The organism is Marinitoga piezophila KA3, from assembly GCF_000255135.1.
GTDB lineage: Bacteria > Thermotogota > Thermotogae > Petrotogales > Petrotogaceae > Marinitoga > Marinitoga piezophila.
This window is the reverse complement of sequence record NC_016751.1, coordinates 2115707-2142360: the sequence shown is the minus strand read 5'-3', so window position 1 is coordinate 2142360 and position 26654 is coordinate 2115707. Positions and strand designations below refer to the sequence as shown.

Below are 26654 nucleotides of genomic sequence, written 5' to 3'. Positions count from 1 at the left end.
ATTATTTATTAGAAATAAATTTTTATATTTAATGAGATTGAATTTAAATCTTCCATTGATTTTAATGAGTGTTGATCTGATTCGGCATATGCATATTTTAACTGTATTGACGGTTCGAAGTTATCAATCCCATTATATGCAATTTTCAATGTTCCCATATATCCAGGTTCATATTTATCATTGATTTTTGAAAACGCTGCTAATCCAAGACCTTCAAAGGATACATTGTTTATCTTTGCTTTTATATACATATCGCTTCCAAATGAAAGATGTCCTTTTAATTCCTCTGTTGGCAAGCCATTAAATCCTTCAATTCCCAATGTAAAGTCTTCTCCGTGTGTATATTCGATACCTCCTACAGCCTTTACATAATACTTTTCAAAAATGTCCACTTCTGTTGAATCTTTTGTCTGAACTGTTGTTGTTGGATTTTCAGGATTTGGAACATAATATGTTGTATCTACTTTTACATATGTTTTTTCTGGCATAATTAATGCTGCTTCGCCATGATAACCTATAGAATCAAAGAAATATGACACACCCTGGAAATCCAATGTTACTACATTTCTATATGGTCTGTATAATGTTGTTTTTGATGTTCCTGTTCCATCTTTTGAATAATTTATTTCTATTGTTTCTGGAACTGTAAAGTGATAATGGTCATGAGTATAGCCTAATTTAATATTGTAATTTGAAATATCCATTGAAACCTTTGCGCTATAATCGCTATTTACAGGCAATAATTCATCTATATCCTTTGTTTCTGTATAGGTATTCTTAACTTCATATGTATCTGGCAATGTCATTAATGTTTGACCTGCATATATTTCGCCAATTTGTTCCTGTGTAAAACCTAAATCAGTTAATGAAGCTGGATTTGATAAATAATATTTAACCTGAGCCTCTGTAAGTCCTTTAGATAATAATAACGCTACTAATTCTTCTGTTGCTTTTTCCACTTCTTCTTTTTTTGTTGTAAATGCATATGTAAGTGTTGCTGCGTTTTCAGAAATTATTGTTTCGTTTATTGTTTTTGGATATAGTATAAATGAAGGTATATCGTCATATGTTTTTGGTGTAAAGGTTAATTCATATGTATAGTCTGCAATGTAACCATTTAAATATATTCCATCTACAGGTAATGTTTTTAATGGTTCAAATGGATTAATTCCATCATGTGCTGGAATTGTTACTGAAGGGCTGTAAAATGTTGAACTGCCGCTATCAGGAATAAACCTTCCGACTCTTAATGTTGCTTCATCAAGATAAATATCTGCAAATGCTTCATTGAGTACATATAATGCCCATGGTAATGATGGAGATATTAAATATACTGATGATGGCATCAATGCTGCATACTGTGTTGTATCAATATCTGAGTTAACATTTAAATCAAAACCGTCTAATTTGAATAAATCTATTGAAAATCTATAATAAAGATTGTCGAGTTCATTTTCAAGTGTAATATTTGTTTTTAATCCACTAAATGTTGTTGATGCATTATTTGAGAAATTATAACCGTATATATAATTTAAATCACCAGAAAAGCCAAATAATGTCAATGATAGCAATGTAAGCAATATTATTGTTACTATGCTTTTTTTCATATTCTCGCCTCCAAAATCTTATTTTTTATTTTTATTATTGATACTTCAAAACAGGTTTTGAGATATTTCTCTTGTTAAAGAATTTCTTTGTAATTGGAATATCAAATTCAACATTTTTAATAATAAGTATTGTTGAGTGATTTTCTTCAATGTTGTTTAATTCTATTCTTGTTGCGAGAATATGACCCGAATAATCTTTTACATCGCTAAATGTCATTACCTTTATTAATTCTCCATTTTTGTTATAAAAATCTATTTTTTTAAAGAGCATGTTTTCTTTTTCTATTAACGCTACTATCTTTCCATAATCACTGTCCTTTTCATGTGGAATTATTTCTACTGTATATGATTTATCATCTTCATTTATAAGATTTGCATCGTAATCGCCGTTTTGTTCGTTGTATAATAATGAAATATCGTTGTATTTAAAGTCTGAACCTACAAATTTTCCATTTTTTGCACCGCCGGAAATCCTCTTTGTTTTTCTATATGCTGGCATATAAAGGTAAATTTCATCGTCTGATAATGTGAGCAATGTAATTCTTTTTACTTCTGATGGCTTATTAAATCTTACAAGCGCAAGTGTGTCGTCGCCATCATGCATAATATACATATCAAATTCCCTTTCCCTGATATTTCCATTAGCGTCTTTTAACTGCATGATCACAAGTGATTTTTCTGTTTTGAAATTATCGTGTGCATCTTTCAATTGATCCAATACTTCCTGCCCTGTAATTGCAAATGCGGAAACAACTGTTAAAATAATTACTGTGAGTAATACCAATCCCTTTTTGTAGTTCATGCTTTCTCCTCCTCCATTTTTAATTTTCTTTTTAGTAATGATTCTTTTGAGAATTTATTTAAAAGATTTTCATTAAGCATTGTCATTAATATAGGGAATATTGTTAAAGTCAATATAGGAGCCACTAACATAGCTGTTGCAGTTAAAATACCAAACTGACTTAACATACCTATTTCTGAGAATATAAATGTTGCAAATCCAAGAATAACTGCAAGAGAGTTAATTAATATAGCCCTTCCAGAGGTTGCTGATGTTCTTATTGCAGCCTTAAACTTATCCTTTGTAAGCCTATATTCTTTCTTAAATCTTGTTAAATAGTGTATTGTGTAATCTATACCTGTACCAATAGTAATTGATGCAATTGTTACTGTTGCTGCATTTAATGAAATACCTGTTAGCCCCATTATTCCAAAGTTGACAATTATAGTAAGAGTAATAGGAATTAATGCGAGTATTCCAAGAACCACAGAATGCATTTGAATTGCAAATAATATAAATACAAGTGCATAGGCAAGCATCATACTTTCTTTTTGATTGTCAAATACCATATCATTAACCTTGTTTGTTAATACCGGAATACCGGTAACCCTTACCAATAACTTCTTATTTCCCCCTGGAATTACAACTTCCTCATCATTTACATATTGTGAAAGTTCTTTTATATAATTTTCTTTTAATCCTGTATTTAATGATTTCAAAGTATTTTCCACATATAATGCCTTTAATGTTGGTTCGTAATCATATACAAAATATTCATAATATTCTGAAATATATTCATCCACTGATTTTGGATCTTTTAAATATGCATTGAATGTATTCATGTCAATTGTTTCTTCACCATATTCAGCAAGATAATTATTAAATAGATTTAATATCATTGTTTTATCCATTCCTGAAATTATCTCGTTTATATCAGCCTTTCTTGCTTTTAACATTGTATTTAAAACTTCTTCTGTATATTTTCCATTTCTTGCTACTATGAATTGTTTAAGTTCGTGTTCAAATGCTTTTATGTGTTCTGGATTTTCAACGTCAAATTCTTCTGTATTGTAATCTGTATAGATATAATCATTAATATATTTTCTTAAGTCATTTTCAAGGATTTTAACCTTGTTAAAACTCTTGGTGTTTACCATCATTTGAGAAATTCCCTCGTTCTTTTCAGCGGATAATATCTTATCTATTCCTTCACTACCTTCAATCATCATATAATCCTGTTCCATTGCTGCGTTTGAACCAGGAATGTACTTTACGCCTGTAAATCCTTCTGTTAGATTTGCAACAACATCACCTATATTTGAAATCTGTGAAATAACATCATAATTCTTTGCAAATAATGAAATATCTCTAATAGATCTATTAAAGTAGAAATCCCTGAATGTATTGTCTCCTTTAGCCACTAAATCAACGAATATATAATCATTTCCACCATAATTATTTCTTAAGAACTTAGAACTTTTAACCATTTGTGTTTTGTCGCTCATGAAATTTTCTATTTGCATATCAGATTTGATTTTTGGAATATAGAATGTTGTAAATAATACAAGAATTGCTATTATGGACAATGTAATGGCTCTATGATGTACAATCTTATCTGTAAAGTTTCTTAAAAACGGACTTTCTCCGTCTTCAGATAATGTTACCTTCGACTTTGGCTTGAAAATTAAAAGCATTGCTGGAACAAATATAGTTGCCATTAGTAATGCTAAAGCTATACCAAGTGAGGTAAATATTCCCAATTGCCACACAGGAGTAAGATCAGCTGTTAACAATGATAAGAATCCTGCGATAGTTGTTAATGCACTTAAAACAACTGCTGTTCCTACATGCTTCAATGTTTCATTTACAGCTTTTTCTGCTGAAATACCCTTATGCAATTCTTCATAATATTTACTGATAATATGAATTGAATATGCTGTTCCTATACCAACAACTGCAATTGGCACTGCTGATGTTGTTATGTTAAAGTCTATTCCCAACAATTCCATTATTCCAACTGTCCATATATCAGCAAGCAAAACTGAAATGATAGGCAATAACACACCTGCTATGTTCTTATAACTAAAATAAAGAACAGCCATAACGAGAATTAAAACAATAGGAATTAACTTTAATAAATTATCTTTTACTATTTCCTCTATTTCTCTATTCGCAATTGCTGTACCAAAGATATAATAATCAACACCTGCATCTTTAAATACATTTTCAACCTTTAAACCTGCTGATTTCTCTTCAACATCCTTTTTTAATCCAATTGCAAATAATACGCTTTTTTCGTTGTCTGATATAAATTTTCCTTTAATCATATCATCGTTTTTTAATTCATTTTTCAATTCTTCTGGACTATACGATTTAATACTTGAAAAATCAAATGTTGATTCAAGGTTTCCAACTGAAATATCTCCATCTTCTGTTGTGCTAATCCTTGGAGCATTAACAGGTGAAATAACATTATCAACTACATCAAGTTTCTTTAATTCTTCCGTGAGTTTATATATCTCTGGAAAGTGTTTATACACATCGTCATACTTTACAGCTGTTAAAATCATGCCGTTTAAACCAAATGTATCTGCCACTTCGTCATAAATCACCTTGTCAGGATCATCTTTTGGAACATAACTTGATATATTATCATGAACACTGACCTTTGCTGCATAGATACCAAACACAATTGTTAAAACCGCTACAAGAATAACTATAAATATAGAATTTTTACGGTTTAACTCCATCTTATCTCCTCCTCCTTTTGGTGGCAATTATTGAATACTTATCTTCACGTTTATAATATATACTCCTCAAATGTTTCAAAATTATTTAAGGATTAAGAATTTTTTGGTGGCAGATAATTAAGACTTAATTAATGTGATAAAATATAAAATGAAAGGAGAGATAAAAATGGATTTGATAAAAAAATTAAAAGATGATAGCAGCGCAGAAAGATTTTTAATAGAAGCTGGAATATTGAATATAAAAAGCGAATGTCCATATTGCGGAAGCAAAGAAGTTTATACAATAAGAAGAAATCATTTTAAATGCAAATCATGCAGGAGAGAATGGTCAAGATACAATGGTACTATTTTCAAGGATATAAGAATTAAACCTTTGAAGTTTGTAAGAATTGTTCATGAATTAGCCGAAGGAAAGATGATAAAAAAAATCTCTGAAGATTTAAATGTTTCCTATAATACCGTTTTAAAAATACGAAAGCTTATTTTAAAACGATTTATAAAAAGGATATTTGGTGTCGAAGATGTAGGAGATTTTTTTGCTGTTGGTATAAAATATAAAGATAATAATATAGATATGAAATATTTCGAGGAATGTAATATTGAAAACTTAAAAAATATTGAAAACGAAAAGCTTGGAAGGTTGTATATTTTTAAAGATATAAATAATTACGATGTTTTCATAATCTTTTCTGAAAAACCCATTAAAATACTCGAAAAAAATTCCAAAAAAATTAATTTACAGGAAGCTCGTAAAGAATTCCATGAGTTTATAAAACATTTCTCAGATAGCGTGGTAAAAGGAAAACTATCCAATGGTAATTCACTGTTGTTTGCACTGGCACAATCTCATGTTGTAAGCACTCATGGTAATGAACGCTTATTCTATATTTTTTTAGAATTATTAAAACAAAAATAAGGGCTGTTTCAAAAGAAACAGCCCTTGATTTATTAATGTTGTAAATATATAAGGTAATATACAAATGCAATTGCAAGTACCCAGTTTAACCAGTGAATTTCCTTACCTTTTCCTGATAATACCTTAACTAATGGATATGCTATTAAACCAAGAGCAATACCATTAGCAATAGAATATGTCAATGGCATCATTATAATTGTTATAAATGCTGGAACAGCTTCTGTTGTATCTTCCCATCTGATTTTTGTTAAGTTTTTCAACATTAAAGAACCAACAAAAATCAATGCTGGAGCTGTTGCTGCAGCTGGAATTGTTAATCCTAAAGGTGAGAAGAATAACATAAGAAGCATTAATACAGCTACAGTTACTGATGTTAAACCTGTTCTTCCACCCTGTGCAATACCTGTTTCACTTTCAATATATGTTGTAACTGTTGAAGTTCCAAATAATGCACCTACAGAAGTACCTATAGCATCAGCCATATATGCTCTATTTGATCTTGGGAAGTCTTCTCCATCTTTTATAAATCCAGCACTTTGAGCTAAACCTGTTAATGTACCAAGTGTATCAAAGAAGTCAACAAAGAAGAAGGTTAATACCACAACCCAGAATGAACCACTTACTAAATCACCCCATGAAAGTTGAAGTTTCATAAATGTTGGTGAAATATCAGGAATCTTTCCGATTATTCCCTGATAATGTGTAACTCCAAAAATTGGGAAAGCACCTATTATTGTTGATATAATAATACCAAGAAGAATCGATCCTGGAACTCTTAACGCAAATAAAACAGCTGTTATAATTAAACCAATTATTGCAACTAATGCATTTGGATCAGTTAAATCTCCCAATCCAACAAATGTTGCAGGATTAGCTACTATAATACTTGCATTTTTCATACCGATAAATGCGATAAATAAACCTATACCTGCACTTGTGGCAAATTTTATATTTTGAGGAATAGCTTTTACAACAAAACTTCTTGCCCCTGAAGCTGTTAATAAAATAAATACAAGACCTTCAACAAAAATTGCACCCAATGCAACCTGCCATGGAATCCCCATTTTCAAAACTACAGTATAGGTAAAATATGCATTTAAACCCATACCTGGAGCAAGAGCAAATGGATAATTAGCATATAATCCCATTACCAATGTTGCAGCTGCTGCACCAAAAATTGTAGCAACCATTACAGCACCAAAATACTGAGTATAAACATCGCTTCCAACTTCTGCACCTGGAGCCATAGCTGTTACCAGAATACTTGGATTAACAAATAAAATATAGGCCATACTTAAAAAAATAGTAATACCAGCAAGGATCTCAGTTGTTACAGTTGTACCGTTTTCTCTTAACTTAAAGAACTTTTCCACCCCATAACACCTCCTGAGTTTTAAAAAATATAATATACCTTTAACATTATTGTATAAGTAATAGTTTACAAAATTATTTCTAATTTATTTAAATTAAATAAAATTTAATATTTTAATCATAAAAAACAAAAGCATCCCCCAGGAAGAGAGATGCTTTATTACAATTATATTATCTCTCTTCCTGTAGTCAGACAGTTTACGGCTGTCTGGTAGAGACTCCCGAGCCATATTCCCGGGATTATACAGGAAGAATCCTTGTTCACCTATTTACTTTTCATACCTTACCATTTTCTGTTTCGCCATGATCTTTTATATCATTATTTTTTTCCTTTTTAACTTCATATTTTTCCTGATATTCTTCAAAAATTTTATTAAATTCTTCATGATACTTTTTAAACACTTCTAATACCTCTGGATCAAATATAGAAGGTTTGGTTTTAAAATCACCGTTAACTATAATATTATAAGCTTCTTCATGAGAGTATCCAGCTTTATACGGTCTATCGCTTCTCAATGCATCATAAATATCAGCAAGCGCAACAATACGAGCTTCAATAGGAATCTCCTCTCCTTTTAACCCAAAAGGATATCCAGAACCATCATATTTTTCGTGATGATATAATGCTATATTTTTAGCCATCTGGAAATATTCATCATTTCCAAATATTTCTTCAGCATATAATGTATGTTTTTTCATTTCCTCGTATTCTTCAGCCGTCAGCCCTCCAGGTTTATTCAATATATCATGATTTATCATCAATTTACCAATATCGTGTAAAGGTGCGTATGTTTCAATATCATTTACAAATTTCGCATCAAAACCCATTTTTTCTGCTATTAACCGCGAATATTTTGCAACCCTATCAATATGAAAACCTGTTATTTCATCATATTTTTCAGCTATTGCAGAAAGATGCGAAGAAAATTTTCTATAAGAAACCCCAAGATCATTATATGCATCTTCCACCTGATTATATAAATCTTCAAGTTCTTTATTTGTAGCTTCTAATTCTTCTGTTGATGCACTAATTTCATCAAATAATTCTATCATTTCTTTTATAGCTAAAAATTCAACTTCTTTTAATTCTTCTAATTCAGTAAAATGGAATTTTTCTTTTTTTATTGGTTCCAGAATATTCACAAAATCATTTTCAGACAAAATCATAAAACTCTGTCTATCCATAATTCTTAATTCTTTTAAGAAACTTTCCATGCTCTTTATTATTTTATTAAATTCCTGTTCAAAGGTTTCCATAAGACTTAAATTTCTTTTTTTGAACCACAGATTCACATAAATCAATAATAATATAATTATCGAAATAAAAATATTGTATATAACATATTTTGTAATATCAATAGAGGTCACAAGAGTTATATTTTTCCATTTCTTCTTTAAGTTAAGATATATCCTGAAGTTATCAGTTGTAATAAAATTAAATTTATTAATATTCAAATCAGATAAAATCAATTCTCCTGATTCATCAATTATCGAAAAATAGTATGTTGAATTATGCAGTAAATTTAAAGCATTTAATTCACCTATTAAATATAAGGAATTATATTTACTTACAATATATATTTTCTCAGGTTCATTTGAAAATAGCTCAGTTTTTAAAATTAATGTATCCATATTCTTCATATTTTGCAGTTTAAAAAGAAGTATCTGATTAATATATTTATCTTCAAACAATTCATCTGGTAGCGTTTTTCTAACCTTTCCTGTTTGTTCAACAGCATAAAATCTTTTAATGTTAATGTCTTTAAGCAACTTTTCATCATCAATAATACTAATATACTTTAAATGATAAAAATAATGATTCATAACATCTGAAAAAGCGTCATAATTATTCTGCGAGTAATTAGAAAGATTGCTATATGACATATAAAACGAAAAAGTCCAGATTAATATAATAATTGCGAAAAATACAACATTCTGGATAATAGATTTTTTAATATAACTATGCAAGATATCTCCAAACTTCATTCTTGAGCCCCTTTGATTTTTATATTAATATATCATTGATATATTAATTCAGTGTAAATTATAACAAAATCCCCCGCAAAAAAAATTACGGCATGGAAACAAAAAATTTAAATCTGTTCCAAAAATAGAAAATATTTTCTTTTTTATCTATTTGCAAAAATAATTTATTATTTTTAATATTCTTGGTATAATAGAAGTGGAGATGAATTTTTAGAGGGGGATAATATGATTGATACTAAATTAAAACATATAATAAATAAATATAGCTTAAGTTTTGATGAAAAAAAATTTCAAAATGTAAAAAAAATTATTCAATATTTAGGAGAATTGGACGAAGAAATACTGGAAAATATAATTCTTGAAAATTATACCATTGGAGAATCCTATTTTTTCAGAGATGAAAATCTATGGAATATATTAAAAAGAAAAATCCAGACAAAAAATAATTGGGATATTTTAAGCCTTGGTTGTTCAAGGGGAGAAGAGGTTTATACAATGTCTTTTATATTAAATGATTCTGGAATAAATTATTCCATAAAAGGTGTTGATTTATCTTATGAACGCATCCAACAGGCAATAAAAGGGGAATACAAATTCTGGAGTGTTAGATTTCTTAAAAAGGATTTAATTGAAAAATATTTTGAAAAAAAAGATAACTTTTTTTATGTAAAAAATAATTATAAAAGGGATATATCCTTTATGCAAAGAAATATAATATTGGAAGCAAAGGATAATTCGAAAACATATGACATTATATTTATTCGTCGAGTTTTAATATATTTTGAAGAATATCAAATTAGCAAAATTTTAAATGATTTAAAGTTACTATTAAAAAAAGATGGTTATTTAATTCTGGGTAAAGGGGAATTTTATCCAGAATTGTTGGAATTATTTGAACCGGAATTTTATGATGATATTGTTCTGTGGAAAAATTCAAAAAATAAAATATTAAAAAAGAATACTAAAACTTCGCTATTTAAAAATAAAATCAACTTAAAATATCCGGAAAAAAAGAATTTACAACCTTCAAAAAATAATATTGAAAAAAACATTTTAAAAGACAAAATATTAAAAACATATACTCATGTTACTTTAGAAGAAGAGCTTGAAATAATTGAAGAAATGCTTAATAAAGAAAATTTCATTATGGCCTATGAAAGAATCTCACATGCTATTGAAAAATATCCTTTAAATTATCTTTTATGGAAATACAAAGGTTTTGTAGAATTAAGGCTTGGAAAAAATTTTAAAGATTCAATATCAAAAGCTATATATTTAAATCCTGACGATCCAGAATTATGGCATTTAAAAAATAGTTGAGGTGTTATAGATGGAATATTATATATGTGAAATAAAGGATATTGAAAACAGAACACGAAAAATAGCTATCGAAAATAATATCATAGGGATTTCAACATCTTTTATCCCTGAGGATACAGGAAAACAGTTTATAGGTTTTTCAGAATTTAACGGGAATTTATACCCTGTTGTAACCCTTCCGCTGGAAGAAAAGCTCGTTTTAAAAATCTTTCTAATATATGAAAAAATGGCTTTTGGCGTAACCTCAATAATAAAAAAAACAAAAATCGACAAAGTGCACATTATTTCTGAAAAAATGCTTGAATTATTCCCTGAAATGAAAATATATTCCGGATATTTTGAAGACGAAGGGGAAGATATACTTGTATTTAATATTGAAAATGCATTAAAACAGGATATGCCAGACGTAATAGTAAAAAACAGAAAAATTAAAAGAGGGACACATCAAAAATTATTACAGGATTTCTTTATTATAGATGGCAAATATGCTGTTGAAAGATACAAAATACTTAATATTTCCGGTATTGAAAAATTTGCCCCTTTTTCATTTAAAGAATTTGACGGATTTGTTGAATATAAAAATGAAATTTTCCCTGTATTGAAAACTGACGAAGAATTTAAATGGCTCGTTATAAAAAAAGGTTTTAGCCTTTTATGTAAAAATATCCAGACAACAAATGGTGAAGTTATATCAGATGAAAAGAATAAAAAGTACTTAAAAGTTGGCAAAAATATATATGAAATTCTGGAGTGATATAAATGGAAATGGATTTTTCTCAGATATATTTTGATGAAATGGAAGAACGATTAAACGAAGCTATTGAATTATTGAAAAAATATCTTGAAACTCATGATCCCATTATAATAAAGGATTTACATAGAATCTTTCATACACTAAAAGGTTCTGCTGGGCTGGTGGGATTAAATAATATACAGAGCTTTATGCATGTTCTCGAAAGTGAATTTAAAAAACGTTTAGACAATGAATTGGAAGAAGATTTTGTTGCCAGGATAATGAAGATTTCAGCTGAGATTGTAAATAAAAAAAAGGATTTAACTCCAGATGAAGTTAAATATTTTTCTTCAATTCTTGAGGGTAAAGAAGATATTGATAGTTCATCTGGAAGAGTTTCCATTGACTCAGTTCACATAGATTACTTTGAAAAAATCTTCGAAGAAATACTTAAAGCAGAAAATCTATTAATTCAGGGAAATAAAAATAGCGCTTTAAAAAATTTAAAACAACTTAGAAAATCCATACAAAAAATTATAGAAGATTCGAAGTTCATTTCTTTAAACAAAGTACTTGAAGATTTTGAAAATCTTGTTTATCAGGAAGCAGTTTTTAATAAAAAGAAAGTCCGTTTAGAACTTTTTGTGGAAGATGAAAAAATAGGAAAAAAAGACGCAAAATTTTTAAGAAATATTCTTGTACATCTTGTAAAAAACGCAATTGCACATGGCATTGAATTACCCGAGGAAAGAATTAAAAATAATAAAAAAGAATACGGAAAAATAACCATAAAAAGCTATTCAAAAGGCGAATTTTTATATATAGAGGTCACAGATGATGGTAAAGGTATAGATATAGAAAAAGTCAAAGAAAAAGCAAAAGAAAAAGGAATTACTTATGAAGATCCATACGAAATAATTTTTGAATCTGGATTTTCAACAAAAGAAACTGCTGATTTGTCTTCTGGAAGAGGTGTTGGTCTTGATTCTGTAAAAGCTTTTGTAGAATCAAGAGAAGGATTTATAAAGGTAAAAAGCACTCCTCAAAAAGGAACAACATTTATAGTTTCATTTAAAACAGAATTAACTTCAAAAAAAGTTTTAATTGTAAAAAGGCAACATGAAATCTTTGCAATTTTTTCAAATGAAATCCAGGAAGTCCTTAAAGATGCCGAAATTATTAATGACGAAAAAATAAATTACAAAGGAAAAATTATGGATTTAATAGACTTTAAAGAAGGTGATTTTAAATTTATAATCGCCGGAAGAAATAAAGCTATTGCTGTAGATGAAATAATAGGTTATTTTGAAACATTTGTACTACCATATGAAAAAGATTACATTGTTGGGTTTGCCAAAAATATATTTTCTTATCCCGTTCCAATAATTTCAATTGAAGAAGTAAACATCAATAAAAAACGCATTTCAAACAAAGAAAAAACTATTCTTGTTTTAGACGACTCCACATTAACCAGATTTGTTATTTCAAAACTAATAAGAAACGCTGGATTCAGAGTAATTGAAGCAAAATCAGGGGAAGAAGCAATAGAGAAAAAAGGATATGATGCCGCAATATTAGATGTTGAACTTCCTGGAATTTCAGGTTATGAAGTTGCCAGAATATTGAGAAATAGAAATAAAGATTTACCAATTATTATGTTAAGTACAAAAGACTCACCAGAAGATATCAAAAAAGGTCTTGATTTAGGAATAAATGCATATCTATCAAAAAGCGATGATCCAGAAAAAATCGTAATATTATTAAAAAAATTTCTGGAGGTGTAAATTATAAAAAAAATTGTAATAGGTGCATCTGCAGGCGGACCAAATACATTAAAAAAGATATTTGATATAAAAGAAGAATTAAAAATACCTGTTGTACTTGCAATGCATAATCTTTCAAGTCAGGTGGAAAACTTTAAGGACTTTATTGAAGATTTCACCAAACAAAAAGTATATATTATAAATAACATAACCTCCTTAAATGCTGGAATATACATTCCAGAAGGCGGGAAAGACATTATTTTTGTAAATGAAAATACAATTTCCGCAGTTGATTCACAGGATATCATTGCACCTTCAATAAACCATCTATTCAAGAGTTGCGAAAGCTTTGTAAATGATGACTTTTATTTTATACTCCTTGGTGGATTGGGGCAGGATGGAACAAATGGCTTAAAAGTATTGGAAAAGAAAAATGCAAATATATATATTCAAAAGCGTGCGAAATTTCCATATATGACAAATGCCGCAATGAGAAGTCTCAAAAGATACAACAAATTAGATATAGAGGGTATTAAAAATCTTATTTTAAAAATAAACAGGGGTTGATTGTATGAAAAAAGTACTGGTTCTTGACGATAGTATTTCATGGCGTATTTTCTTAAAAAAAAGTCTGGAACAATATGGGTATGATGTTGAAGTAGCTGAAAATGGACTTGAAGGAATTAATAAATTTTTTGATTTTCTTCCTGATATTATAATTTCGGATTATGTAATGCCGCAAATGAACGGAGTTCATCTTTGTAGATTTATAAGAAGCTATGCTGCATTTTCCAATGTTGGAATTATAATTCTAACAGGAGCAAATGAATCAATTAATGAATTTTGGGCAAAAAAAAGCGGCGCAAACATGTTCTTAAGAAAAGACGCTGACCCAGAAGAACTTATGAATAAAATCAAAGAGTTCATTGAAGATGGGAATTATTCAATTGAGTGGACAAGAGAATTTCATAAATTTAGAATGGAACCGTTTAGAGAGTTAGTTGATATTCTTGAAGAATCCTTAAAAATGGAAGTAATAAAATCATCGATATTAAATTTAGTAGAAAAAATGGACGATGAAGAACATATAATGAGAGAGATTTATTTAATTCTTGAAGAATTTTTTAATTTTGAAAATGCCTTTTTTATGCTAATTTCTACAAGTTTTGGAAGAATGTATTCCTTTTCAAAAGATAAAAACTACTCATGCAGTGTTTTAAAAGATTTTCTATTTTCGAATTTTAAAAAACCTACCACACCATCTGAATGGATAATAAAAGGAATGTATGATGATGCCGTTTCAAAAGTGCCTGACAATTATTCAGTTTTTAACATTGAATACAACAAAATAGAACAGGGATTAATTCTCTTTGAAAATGTAAAAAATGAACATAATATGGTATATGTTATGAATATGATATCAGAAACGCTTGGTATATTATTCAAAACATTAAACAATTTCTATGATTACAAAACAGCAGCTGAAAATGATGGTTTAACAGGATTACTCAACAAAAAGAACATACTTGACAAATTAAAAGAATTTCTCATTACATTTAGAAGAAAGAATTATCCACTATCAATAGCAATGATCGACATTGATGATTTCAAAAAAATAAATGACACTTATGGGCATGTAACAGGAGATAAAGTTCTCAAAAATATTGCAACAATAATAAATTCAGAAATGAGGGAAAATGATTTTGCCGGTAGATTTGGCGGAGAAGAATTTTTAATACTAATGCCGGGAACCTCCTGCATCGAAGCCAAAAAAGCTCTGGAACGTATATTAGAATCTGTAAGAAATTATAATTGGAAAGATTTAGGTATAAATCTTCCTGTTACATTTAGTGCAGGTGTTGCCTGTAACTATCAAAATAAAAGTGCAACAATATTTATCAATACTGCCGATAAATTATTATACAGAGCCAAGAAAAAGGGTAAAAACAGAATAATTATTGAGGAGGAATAAATATGAAACTTGAACTAAAGTATTCTTTAGCCATTTTAGGGATTTTCGCCATATTCTTTGTTGCTTTTTTCATAATTAGCTGGGATTTATTCTCAAACAACTTAAGAACAGAAATTCTGGATTCGTTTTTGTATTCATTGAAAATTGAAAGATATTCAATAAAAGACATTTCAAAAATTACAGAAGATTATTTTATAGAAGAATTCACAAAAGAAAACTCCGGATATTATTATGTAATAGATGAAAAAGGATATGCAATACTACATACCGACCCGACAAAAGTAGGAATTCATATTGTCAAAGACGCAAAACTTGATGATTTATGGAAATATATGAGAGAAAATGATGCAGGAACATATGAATATATCTTTGAAGGTGAAAAAAGATATGTATCCTTTGTAAAAATCACCTCAGAAGGAAAAACATATTATCTTGCCCATGCAATAACATATGGCGAATTATTTGCTGACTTAATAAAAACCAGATATTATATACTAAACATATTTATAATCTTCATGGTAATATTCTTTATTATTTCATATTATCTTGGAAAATGGCTAACACTGGCAATAAAAAAACAGGTAAAGAGTATAGAAGAATTCTCTGCAAATGTTGCTTCATTTATAGCTGAAAACAGTGCAGCTGCAGCTGAAATGGAATCTGTTACTAAAAACACGCAAAAAAATATAAATGAACTTGACGAATTAATTCAAAACTTTGCATCTGCAATAGAAGAAGGAAGAAGCGAATTAAATTCTATTTTGAACAATGTAAAATCATTCTTCCTGAATATTCAGGACATGACTCAAATGACAATGAAAATAGCAGATTTCATAAATAATCTTTCAGATTTAAACTATAAAATCAAAGATATATCAGAAACAGTTTCAATACTTTCAATAAACTCATCAATCGAAACAAGTAAAGAAGAAATAGACAGAGAGGGTATTTCGAGAATCGCTGATATGATAAACGAACTTGCATATGACGCTAAAAAAACATCAAGAGAATCAGAAAAAGTTTTAAAAAACATTGAGAGCAGCATAACCTCAAGCGTATTGCTTTCAGAAAAAACATTAAAAGAATTATCAAACGTTGAAAATTCCTTAGATTCTATTGATCAGGTTGTCGAAAGCTTTGTAAACAACATCGATACATTATCTTCTTTCTCAAATTCAACAAAAACATTAATAAAAGGTGTTCTTGATGGAATAAAACAAACATTTGAAGCACTCGAAGAAATAAAAAATAACATTGATGAACTTGTTAATATGGCTAAAAAAATCGAATGAAGTGGATTTCCACTTCATTCTTTTTTTTAAATAAAAAACCGATAAAAATTATCTTTTTTAAAAAATTATGGTATAATAATATTAGAATGTGAAAAATTCACAAACTAACAGAAGGAGGCGGGAATATGTTAAGTGATATTGAAATCGCAAGAAAAGCAAAATTAAAAAAAATAACTGAAATTGCTAAAGACATCAATATTAAAGAGGATTATGTTCATCAATGTGGAAATTATATTGCAAAAATTTCTCATCACTACTTAAGGGAATTAAAAGACAAAAAAGATGGAAAATTAATACTTGTTACAGCAATTAACCCAACACCTGCCGGTGAAGGGAAAACCACAACAAGTATTGGATTATCAATGGCTATAAACAAATTAGGAAAAAAGTCAATAGTAACCTTAAGAGAACCTTCATTAGGGCCTGTAATGGGAGTAAAAGGCGGTGCAGCAGGTGGAGGATATTCTCAGGTATTACCTATGGAAGATATAAATTTACATTTTACAGGAGACATCCATGCAGTAACAACTGCTCATAATCTTGTTTCTGCTGTAATTGACGCTCATATAAAATATGGAAACGATCTCGATATAGATGAAACAAGAGTATTCTGGAAAAGAGCAATGGACATGAACGATAGAGCTTTAAGGCAAATAGTTATAGCCCTTGGCGGCCATGCAAACGGAAATCCAAGAGAAGACGGATTTATAATCACTGCAGCATCAGAAATAATGGCTGTATTATGTCTTGCTGAAGATATACCAGATTTAAAAAGAAGACTTCAAAATATTGTAGTTGCAAGAACAAGAAAAGGAAAACCTGTAACAATTGGCGATTTAAAAATTGAAGGTGCTTTGGCTGCGGTATTAAAAAATGCTATAGATCCAAACCTTGTTCAAACAATTGAAAATACGCCTGCATTTATTCATGGAGGTCCATTTGCAAATATTGCACACGGAACCAATTCATTAATAGCAACAAAAATGGCTTTAAAATTAACTGATTACGTTGTTACAGAAAGTGGTTTTGGAGCAGATTTAGGTGCAGAAAAATTCCTTGACTTTGTATCTCCAACCGCAGGATTTAAACCAGACGTTATTGTTTTAGTTGCTACAGTAAGAGCATTAAAATACAACGGAGGAACAAAGGATTTCGAACAGGAAAATATGGAAGCATTAAGAAACGGAATAGAAAATCTAAGAGTTCATATAGAAAACTTAAGAAAATTTGGTATTCCTGTTGTTGTTGCATTAAACAGATTCAGCACAGATACTGATAAAGAACTGGAATTTGTTATAAAATTCGTAGAAAATCTTGGAGTGAAAATCGCATTAAATGAAGCATTTGCAAAAGGTTCTGAAGGTGCCCTTGATTTAGCAAAAAAAGTTTTAGAAGAGTCAGAAAAAGAAAGCGAATTAAAACCTATATATAACTGGCATGACCCACTTGAAGTAAAAATCATGAAACTTGCAAAAGAAATATACAGAGCTTCACATGTAGATTATGAAATGGCAGCAAGAAATAAAATTAAATTCTTCAAAAAATATGGATATGATCATTTACCTGTTATAGTCGCAAAAACACAATATTCAATTTCAGATGACCCTAAAAAACTCGGAGCTCCTTCAAATTACAACTTTACAATCCGTGATTTTGAACTCTCAGCTGGAGCAGGATTTATCGTTGCACTTGCTGGAGAAATTATGAGAATGCCCGGATTACCAAAAGTCTCAAATGCAGTAAATCTTGATGTTGACGCAGATGGAAACATAACAGGATTATTCTAATAAAAGAGGTGATTAATTATGATAATAGATATTGAACCTCTTGCTGAATCCATAAGAAATAAAATATCTGAATTTACAAAAAATCATGAAGTAACTCTGGCAAGTATTTCATGTAATCCAGATCCTGCAACAAAAGCTTATTTAAAATCACAAAAACGTCTATCAAAAAAATTCCGTATTAATTACATATCAATTGAAACAAAAAATAAAGAGGAAATGATTAAATCTTTAAAAAATCTTTCTCAGGATAATAATATTGATGGTATATTTATTGCGCAACCTTTACCATTTGATATTAAGGAAATTATAGAATATCTCAATCCTCAAAAAGATGTGGAAGGAATACACCCATATAATCTTGGTAATTTAATATATGGCAATGCTTATTTCAAACCATGTACCGCTGACTCTGTTGTAAGGATAATAAATCATTTTACCAATCCTGATGGTAAAAAAATCACAGTAATAGGACGTAGTGTAATAGTTGGAACACCAGTTTCCATTATGTTGTCTGGTCATGAAAACAACGCCACTGTTTCTATATGCCATAGTCATACAAAAAATATTGAAGAATACACAAAAAAATCTGATATCATAGTTTCCGCAGTGGGAAAACCGGCATTTATAACAAAAGACCTGGTAAACGAAAAAAGCGTTGTAATAGATGTTGGAATAAATGTTGTTAATGATGAGATCGTTGGAGATGTTGATAAAAACTTATATGATTATATTTACGTTACCGAAGTGCCTGGTGGTGTTGGCGAAATAACCTCCTTAATACTCTTAGAAAATACAATAAAAGCTTATAAATTAAAAAGAAGAGATAGCTAAAAAGCTATCTCTTCTTTTTAATTAAACCCATTAAATTCCAGCTGCTACATTAACTTTAACTGTAAACCCTTCAAACTTCCACATTCCACCAAAAGTATCTGAAGCTGATCCTATTGTAAAATTAACATCTGCAAGATGAATATTTAGCCCAAATCCTGTATTTAACGACCATACATTCTGATTCTTGCTTATATCCATCCAGAATGGAATTATCCAGAGATTTCCATCAATTGAAACTCCATAATCAAGTCCTTTTCCCATATAATACTGAAAATGTGGTGTAAAATCAAATAACATATGCGTTGTAAAGAAATAACTAATGCTCATAGGCATATCTTCTGGTGAATTTGGATATTCCATAACCAATGCATCTTCATCCTCTTTAAGCATTGTACTTCCTTCTTCTGTTTCTATATTCATATTTTCTATTGTTATAGAAGATGTTGAAGAAAGGGTATATGCATAATCTGCCTGAGCTGGTTTTAAAACAATATCATTTATTGCTATTCCCCATTTTGCCTTTCTATTATAACCATTAACATATCCTATACTCATTTTAAATCCTGCGCTTTCACTCTTAAATGTTTCCATTAAATCCTCATTTAAATCTGGGCCATAATAATCTTCAGAATCTCCTAATAGTGAAGATAAAGATTGCAAAGAACTATTTACATTTCCAACAACAGCATAATCTATCTTCATAATTCCCTTATCTGCATCTGCAGTCTGCGAAAAATCTATACTGCTTCTCATAATCATAACTGGATAAAATTTAGATAACATTATTCCGTATGAATAATTCTTATTACCAAATGAATAATAATTACTTGACTGAGCTATAATATCAACATTAAATATTCCATCTTTACCTTCTAAATCCTTAAATTCTCCATCCTCAACATTTCCCTCTGCAAGAAATTCCACTATTGCATTTGGAATAGACACATCTATATTTCCATCAATTGAATATTCTTTGGCATATGAAAAAGACCATAAATGCAACTTTAAATACAATCCTGTATCAAGATCAAGGGTTATAGGCAATGGATTTCCATCTAAATTATCATATATTTCATTTAAATCTATAACTATCTCTTCTTTAAACAAATCACCCATGGAAATAACAGGATTTGCCAAATCAAGATTTGCGTTTACTCCTATATCTATAAAGTTTCTCGTGCCAAAATCCAATAAAGCTGGATTAAATTTATAATTCCATGGTTTATTTATATTGGGATTTGCAAACAATGAAATGGAAAATATAAAAATCAAAAGTAATATATATAATTTCTTCATATTATTCACCACCTTCCATAAGGTCCATATCTACATCTGTTTTTACTTCTAACCATATTTTTATATCTACTTTTCCATTATCAAGAAAACTCTGTAAATCACCTGGATTAATTTGAACTTTCGTATCGAGATAATACGGAATTGTATTCATAATAGTTTTTATATCTTCCGATTTAATTTCAATAACATCTTCATGAGAACCGTCCTTTAATGTAAATGTTTTTTTCATTAGCTGTTTATCAAATTTATTTCTTCCTATTAAAATAACTTCCGGTGAAAGACCTGATGTATTATTATATTTTATATGTATCTTAATTGATCCATCATCTCCTAATATAGAATTAATTAAAGTATCATCGCTTTCAGAATTTTCATCTCTGCCCAAAACATCATTTTCGCCTTTTATTTCCAAAAGTGTTAATGGCTCATTTCCTAAAATAGTAAAACTCAAAGGTACTGTCATATCAATTTTAAATGAGAATTTAAAATTATTCAGAGATGTAATATTTGCAGTAATATCATTTGATTTCATTGACATTACAACATCTTTTCCTTTTAAAACTTCCAGCAAGAAATCAGTAATATCTTTTTCTATATTAGTTTTATCCAATACAACATCAACTGATTTAACCTTTTTAACATTATCAACTGTGTATGTTGCTGTTAAGGTTATTTTATTATTTGCACTAACCAGATCCTGAGGAATATTTCCAAGTATCTTTGCTGAAAAACCATCTAATTCTATATCATTTAATGTGAGTGTAGTCTCTTCAGAAATTGGAATTTCAAAATTCAAAGGATTATCCTCTGTAATTATATTTGTATTAATTGGTTTTACACTTGCATTAAGATTATAATCAAGGGAAACTGTTGCTTCAAGTGTATATTTAGATCCCATTTCCAAATAATCATCTTCATTTGAAATATCTATTGTAAGAACTTCGCCATCGTAATTTTGCGGCGATGCTTCAAAGGTAAAGTTTAATCCGTTATCAAGATTTACTTCTCCACTAAAATTAATAACTTTACTTGATTCACCACTAATTACAAATTGATCGTTAACATTTAATTCAGGAATAGCTATTTTTGAATTAATATCAACTGGTAATTTATTATCCCATTCAATTAAAATTGTTGATGGATCCGTAAAGGTTATGGAATTTAAAACCTCTTTTAATCCTGCAAAATCTACAAATTGAGACTCTGAAATATCCATACTATCAGATGATTTTATTTCCACATGTTTTATTTTTGGTTCTTTTAATTCTACGTTTGCAGTAATGTTATCTCCAAGAGATATACCTGCATCTGACTCAATAGCAATTGAAGTAATGTTTATTTCGGCACTTGGTGCTCCTAATTCCAGATCTGTCATATCTATCGTTGCAGATCCTTCTGATGTAAGTTGAAGAGGTGTGCTATTAGTCTGATATATTAAATTACCACTAATACCTGTAAATTTAGCATTTAATAATGTTATTTCTATTGTACCAGAACCAAAAATAACGCTTTTAATATCCTCTGGAATTGGGATATCCTGTTTTATTTCTTTATTTACTGTTACTCTGGAAATTTTTGGCTCTGAAAAGTTTACCTCTGCATTTAATGTGTCTGAATTGCCTGAATCAAAATCAAGTGAAATTTTATCGATTAAAACTGTTGCATCAACTGATAAATTTCCAGACATGGTAATACCTGCTAAATTTAAAGTTGCTTCTCCAGTGTCTTCCACATTAAAATATACTTTATCTGTTGTTCCATCTCCTTTGTTGTATTCAAAGGAGGCTACTATAGAAGCAATCTTTGTATCAGTAATTTTCAATTCAAAACTTCCACTCATAAATGTAACAGATTCTATTTCATCTGGCAAATCCATAGTTTGTGTATTTTCAACCTCAAAGCCTTCTATTGAATTAATTGTTATATCTGGAGTAATTGTAAATGTTGGCGAATCTTCAAAATTTACATTGGCTTTTTGACCTGATTCATTTGTATATGTTGAATCTACTGTAAATTTAAAAACTCCATTTGCATCATATGGTATAGAAACATTATCAAAATTAAGAGGTCCATTTTCTGAAACATCTTTATGCGCAATTAAAATTTCCTTTGTATCATTTGAATATGAATATACTATTGTTGCTTCATATTCTGTTGAAATATTTTGCCATGTTGAAGGGAATTGAATTCCAACGTCAAAGCTACCGCTTATTGTAACTGTGGAAAATTTTGTACTTCCAAAACCGGGATTAATTTCCTGGGTTATTGATTTTCCAGTTTCAAACTCAATACCTTCTGCTGCTTTGATTTTAGTGTCTGGAGAAAAACCATTTAAAGTTACATCTAAAGTTTTAGTACCATCGTCATTTCCATCACCATAGGTTACACTAAGAGTAAGAGTTATACTTGAAGTAAGCATTTTATCAGTTAAGTCTATATCTATCTCCTGATCAGTTGTATTTGCAGCTACCTGAACCGATCCTGTTCTGAGTTTTGTTCCATCGCTATTTTCAACTATAATTTCTATTGTTGCATCAGTAGTAATTGAATTATTTGTAGCATGAAATACCAGATTACCCTGAGAAAAATAAAGCTTCGAAAATGTATCTGAAGTTAATGTAGTATTTGCTTCTCTACTTTCATTAGAAACCACCGGAACATATAACGTAGTTGATGGCAATGATACACCTTCTGGAATAGAAATAGCTCCAATATTTGCCTGGGTAGATTCAGGAGTTGAACCAAGATCGGGAAGATTCATAGTAATTGATTGAGGATCAAAATCCATGGAAGGAACTTCAATATTTATTGGATCTATATCATCAATAGAAGGAATGGAGATTTCCTGTATTATTGAAGTACTGAAAGAATCTATTTCTTTAAACGATTCTCCTCCATCTACAACCAATCCAGTTGCATAACGTATTGCCTTTGTTCCATCTACAGTAATTATTTCAGCACCTGGAAGAACGGATTTTATTCCATCTTCAATACCAACTGTAAAATCACTAACTGCTATACTTGTAGCCGAAACTGGAACACCTAAATCCGGTTTGGCTTTTACTTTTACATTTTGCACACATGACGCTAATAGTACCAGCATTAAAATCATAATTCCAATGATAATACTCTTTTTCATAAAATCACCTCTCTTTAAAATTTCTTTTTTTATATTATATCACATTTTCATTAAGTGTTCGCTTTATAACTTTAGACTTATTATATTTTACTAAGTTCTTAATATAGCCATATTTTATGGTATAATATTATATACAGATATAATATAGTAGTTAGGGGGATAATATGTTAAAAAAATATTCCTTATTTTTCTTTTTGTTTTTATTATTTTTCACTTCAGCTTTCTCATATATTAAGTTATATGATGGCTGGGAATATAAATGGGAATCCGAAAAAGAATGGCACAAATATGAAAATCCCGGTATCCCCATTGAAAATAAGGGCGAAGAACTTTTGCTTCGTTATAAGCTTCCAGATGTGACCTTCGAGGAACCTGCTATTTATATACGCGGAATCCTGAATTTTTTTACCCTTTATATTGGTGATAAGGTAATATATAGCAATATTTCTGAAGAAAGTTATTTTAGCCCTAAAAGCATTTTTAAAATCCCTGATAACTTCCAGAACAAATATCTTCTTTTAAAGATAACTTCTAAAAAAAGGGATGTTGGTTTTTTCGGAGAATTTTTACTTGGCAACGAAAAAGAATTATTAACTCATCAAATAGTTTATGAATCGGATAGATTGATTTTAATAGCATTTAATATCTTTATTGGATTTTTGGCTTTTATTTTTGCCATTTATTTCTGGACAATGAATAAAAGCTTAAATGAAGGAAAATTATTTTTATATCTTGGAATCTTTTCTATTTCTCTTTCAACATTTATTATGGGACAAAATCAAACCTTTAAATACTTTTATGATAATCCTGTTTTCTGGGCATATTTAATGGATATTGGAAAGTATTTATCTCCAATTGGCATTCTGGGATTTTTTTATAATATATTTGACTATTCATCAAAAAAATATATTCGAATTCTCATAAAGGCTCATCTTATTATTTTTGCAGGAATTACATTAATTCAGATTTTTACAGGAATAGAACCAAATTATTATGTAAAATATGTATTATTGCTATATTTATTGATGATTATTGATATAATGCTGATGATGTACTATATGTATATTGGAATTTCCAGATTTAAAGATAGAAAAGCTTATATTTTTTCTTTTTCAATTGTTACTGTTTCTATTTTTACCATTTATGAAATTTTAGGGGATTTTAGAATAATAAAATGGGAAAGGCCTTTAATACAGTGGTCCATTTTTATATTAATAAATTCAATGATTATTATGTCCTTGAAAAATATAAAGGATTTAAACCTTGAACTTTCTGTAAAAAACAAAATTCTTGAAATATGGAACGAAGAACTTGACAAAGAAGTATCAAAACGCACAAAAGAGATTAAGATGTTACTTGATAATTCTGGTGAAGGATTTCTGGCTTTTGACGAGAATTTTATAATTGATGATACATATAGTAAAGAGTGCCTTAAGATTTTTGATGGAGATATAGGAAAGAAAAATATTCTGGATTTATTGTTTTCTGAAGATAAGGATTTTGTAAAACGTATTTTTGAAGATATTTTTGCTGAAAATGATTCTTTAAGAAAAGAAGTTTATTTTTCATTTCTTCCTGAAGAAATATTATTTAAAGAAAAGTATTATAATCTAAGATTTAAAGAAATAGATTTTGATGATAAGAAAAAGATAATGCTTGTATTAAAAGATATTACAAACGAAAAAGCACTTGAACAGGCAATTCAAACAGAACGAGAAAATTTAAATAAAATTATAACTGTTATTCAAAATTACGATGCTTTTATGTATAACTTAAAGGATTTCAAATATTTTATATCACATGGTTATATTGAGATTTTTGAATCTAAAGATTCAAAAAATGAAAAGAATTTTGAAATACACAGAGCCATTCATACATATAAAGGAGTTTTTGCTCAATTTTATCTAACTCAAATCTCATATACTCTTCATTTAATCGAAAATGAGATTATAAAGGCTATTGAAAAGAAAACATTTTCTCAAAAATACTTTGAAAAACTATTATTTGAAAAATTCAACATTTATGAAAAGTTATCCTCTGAATTAGATATTTTGAAAGAGGCTCTGGGTGAGGAATTTTTAAATGACGAGGAAAAACTTAAAATACCAAAAAGCAAGATTATAGAATTAGAAAATAAAGTATTAAAATACTTTGAAAATGAAAAGGCTAAAAAAATATTAAAGGATATACGAAAATTAAGATACAAAAAAATCGATGATTTATTAAAACCTTATTTGCAATATTCTAAAGAATTAGCAACTCGCTTAGGTAAAGTTATAAACTATCCTCAAATTATACAGGATGAAGATGTATATATCGATCCGGATAAGTATTTTGAATTTATAAAATCACTTGTTCATGTTTTTAGAAATATTATAGATCATGGTATTGAAATACCCGAATTACGTATTGAAAAAGGGAAAACTGAATATGGAAATATTACAATACGTATTTTTAAAGAAGACGGACTATTGAAAATTGATATTGAAGATGATGGAAGCGGTATTGACAAAAACCAATTAATTGCTGTTGCCAATCGAAAAAATATCCCCTATGACAAAGAGAAAATTTTTGATATAATATTCCATGAAGGTTTTTCTACAAAGGTTGAAGTTACTGAAATCTCTGGAAGAGGTATTGGGTTAAATGTTGTAAAAAAAGAGGTTGAAAAACTCAACGGAAAGGTATATGTCGAAAGTGAAATAGACAAAGGAACAATATTCCATTTTGAAATACCGGAGGAAGATATATGAGAATACTTATTGTAGATGATGCACCATTTATAAGAAATCAATTAAAAATGATATTAGAACCTTTAAACTTTGAAATTATAGAAGCTTCTGATGGTGAAGAAGCTGTTGAAAAATATAAGCAATTCAGGCCAAATATAGTTACAATGGATATTACAATGCCTAAAGAAAACGGTTTAAAGGCTCTACAAAATATTTTAGCTTTTGATCCAAAAGCTAAAGTAATTATGGTGACCTCTTTGGGGCATAGAACAAGAGTTTTAGAAGCTATTGAAAAAGGTGCAAAATATTATATTGTAAAACCTTTTTCTCCAGATAAGGTTAGAGATGCAATTTTAAAGGTATTAAATTCGTAAGCCC

General features: G+C 29.0%; 18 protein-coding genes and 1 riboswitch. Of the genes, 11 read left to right on the top strand and 7 right to left on the bottom strand.

The window, feature by feature from the left end; all coding sequences use genetic code 11:
• Positions 1-8 precede the first annotated feature (8 nt).
• Genes MARPI_RS10030 through MARPI_RS10020 form a run of 3 tightly spaced genes read right to left on the bottom strand, consistent with a single transcriptional unit; the run spans position 9 to position 5138 of the window.
• Positions 9-1607, bottom strand: a complete 1599-nt coding sequence (locus MARPI_RS10030; protein WP_014297479.1) for a hypothetical protein — start codon at positions 1605-1607, stop codon at positions 9-11.
• Between the two features lie 34 nt (positions 1608-1641).
• A complete protein-coding gene (locus tag MARPI_RS10025) occupies positions 1642-2409 on the bottom strand; it encodes an outer membrane lipoprotein-sorting protein (protein WP_014297478.1) in 768 nt (255 codons plus the stop codon).
• Positions 2406-5138: an efflux RND transporter permease subunit gene (locus MARPI_RS10020; protein WP_014297477.1), complete on the bottom strand. Its 2733-nt coding sequence runs from the start codon at positions 5136-5138 to the stop codon at positions 2406-2408. Before MARPI_RS10020 ends, MARPI_RS10025 begins: the two co-directional genes overlap by 4 nt.
• Positions 5139-5304: 166 nt before the next feature.
• Between MARPI_RS10020 and MARPI_RS10015 the strand changes: the two genes are divergently transcribed.
• A complete protein-coding gene (locus MARPI_RS10015) occupies positions 5305-6054 on the top strand; it encodes a transposase (protein WP_014297476.1) in 750 nt (249 codons plus the stop codon).
• Between the two features lie 32 nt (positions 6055-6086).
• Here the strand turns inward: MARPI_RS10015 and MARPI_RS10010 are convergent, their stop codons facing one another.
• Together MARPI_RS10010 and MARPI_RS11205 are read right to left on the bottom strand one after the other, a co-directional pair.
• Positions 6087-7427: an NCS2 family permease gene (locus tag MARPI_RS10010; RefSeq protein ID WP_014297475.1), complete on the bottom strand. Its 1341-nt coding sequence runs from the start codon at positions 7425-7427 to the stop codon at positions 6087-6089.
• A gap of 164 nt (positions 7428-7591) precedes the next feature.
• Positions 7592-7693, bottom strand: a riboswitch (purine riboswitch).
• A gap of 8 nt (positions 7694-7701) precedes the next feature.
• Positions 7702-9411 (bottom strand): HD-GYP domain-containing protein, encoded by a 1710-nt coding sequence (locus tag MARPI_RS11205; RefSeq protein WP_014297474.1) that lies wholly within the window; start codon positions 9409-9411, stop codon positions 7702-7704.
• 225 nt (positions 9412-9636) lie between these two features.
• Here MARPI_RS11205 and MARPI_RS10000 point away from each other — a divergent pair, with 225 nt between their 5' ends.
• The 8 genes from MARPI_RS10000 to MARPI_RS09965 all read left to right on the top strand — a co-directional run bounded on the left by MARPI_RS10000 (position 9637) and on the right by MARPI_RS09965 (position 19109).
• A complete protein-coding gene (locus tag MARPI_RS10000; RefSeq protein WP_014297473.1) occupies positions 9637-10731 on the top strand; it encodes a CheR family methyltransferase in 1095 nt (364 codons plus the stop codon).
• A 10-nt stretch (positions 10732-10741) separates the two neighbouring features.
• Entirely contained in the window at positions 10742-11485 is a 744-nt protein-coding gene (locus MARPI_RS09995; RefSeq protein WP_014297472.1) for a hypothetical protein, read from the top strand.
• Between the two features lie 5 nt (positions 11486-11490).
• On the top strand, positions 11491-13248 hold the full coding sequence (locus MARPI_RS09990; protein WP_014297471.1) for an ATP-binding response regulator: 1758 nt from the start codon (positions 11491-11493) through the stop codon (positions 13246-13248).
• A complete protein-coding gene (locus tag MARPI_RS09985) occupies positions 13249-13794 on the top strand; it encodes a chemotaxis protein CheB (RefSeq protein ID WP_014297470.1) in 546 nt (181 codons plus the stop codon).
• A 4-nt stretch (positions 13795-13798) separates the two neighbouring features.
• Entirely contained in the window at positions 13799-15199 is a 1401-nt protein-coding gene (locus MARPI_RS09980) for a GGDEF domain-containing response regulator (RefSeq protein ID WP_014297469.1), read from the top strand.
• 2 nt (positions 15200-15201) lie between these two features.
• On the top strand, positions 15202-16491 hold the full coding sequence (locus tag MARPI_RS09975) for a methyl-accepting chemotaxis protein (RefSeq protein ID WP_014297468.1): 1290 nt from the start codon (positions 15202-15204) through the stop codon (positions 16489-16491).
• A gap of 125 nt (positions 16492-16616) precedes the next feature.
• Entirely contained in the window at positions 16617-18278 is a 1662-nt protein-coding gene (locus MARPI_RS09970; protein WP_014297467.1) for a formate--tetrahydrofolate ligase, read from the top strand.
• Positions 18279-18296: 18 nt separating this feature from the next.
• Entirely contained in the window at positions 18297-19109 is an 813-nt protein-coding gene (locus MARPI_RS09965) for a bifunctional 5,10-methylenetetrahydrofolate dehydrogenase/5,10-methenyltetrahydrofolate cyclohydrolase (RefSeq protein WP_014297466.1), read from the top strand.
• A 30-nt stretch (positions 19110-19139) separates the two neighbouring features.
• Here the strand turns inward: MARPI_RS09965 and MARPI_RS09960 are convergent, their stop codons facing one another.
• Positions 19140-20405 (bottom strand): hypothetical protein, encoded by a 1266-nt coding sequence (locus tag MARPI_RS09960; protein WP_014297465.1) that lies wholly within the window; start codon positions 20403-20405, stop codon positions 19140-19142.
• Position 20406: 1 nt separating this feature from the next.
• Complete coding sequence (locus MARPI_RS09955) at positions 20407-23544, bottom strand: hypothetical protein (protein WP_014297464.1); 3138 nt, start codon at positions 23542-23544, stop codon at positions 20407-20409.
• A gap of 164 nt (positions 23545-23708) precedes the next feature.
• Between MARPI_RS09955 and MARPI_RS09950 the strand changes: the two genes are divergently transcribed.
• A complete protein-coding gene (locus MARPI_RS09950) occupies positions 23709-26297 on the top strand; it encodes an ATP-binding protein (RefSeq protein WP_014297463.1) in 2589 nt (862 codons plus the stop codon).
• A complete protein-coding gene (locus tag MARPI_RS09945; RefSeq protein ID WP_014297462.1) occupies positions 26294-26650 on the top strand; it encodes a response regulator in 357 nt (118 codons plus the stop codon). The genes MARPI_RS09950 and MARPI_RS09945 overlap by 4 nt, the downstream gene beginning before the upstream one ends.
• Positions 26651-26654: the final 4 nt, after the last annotated feature.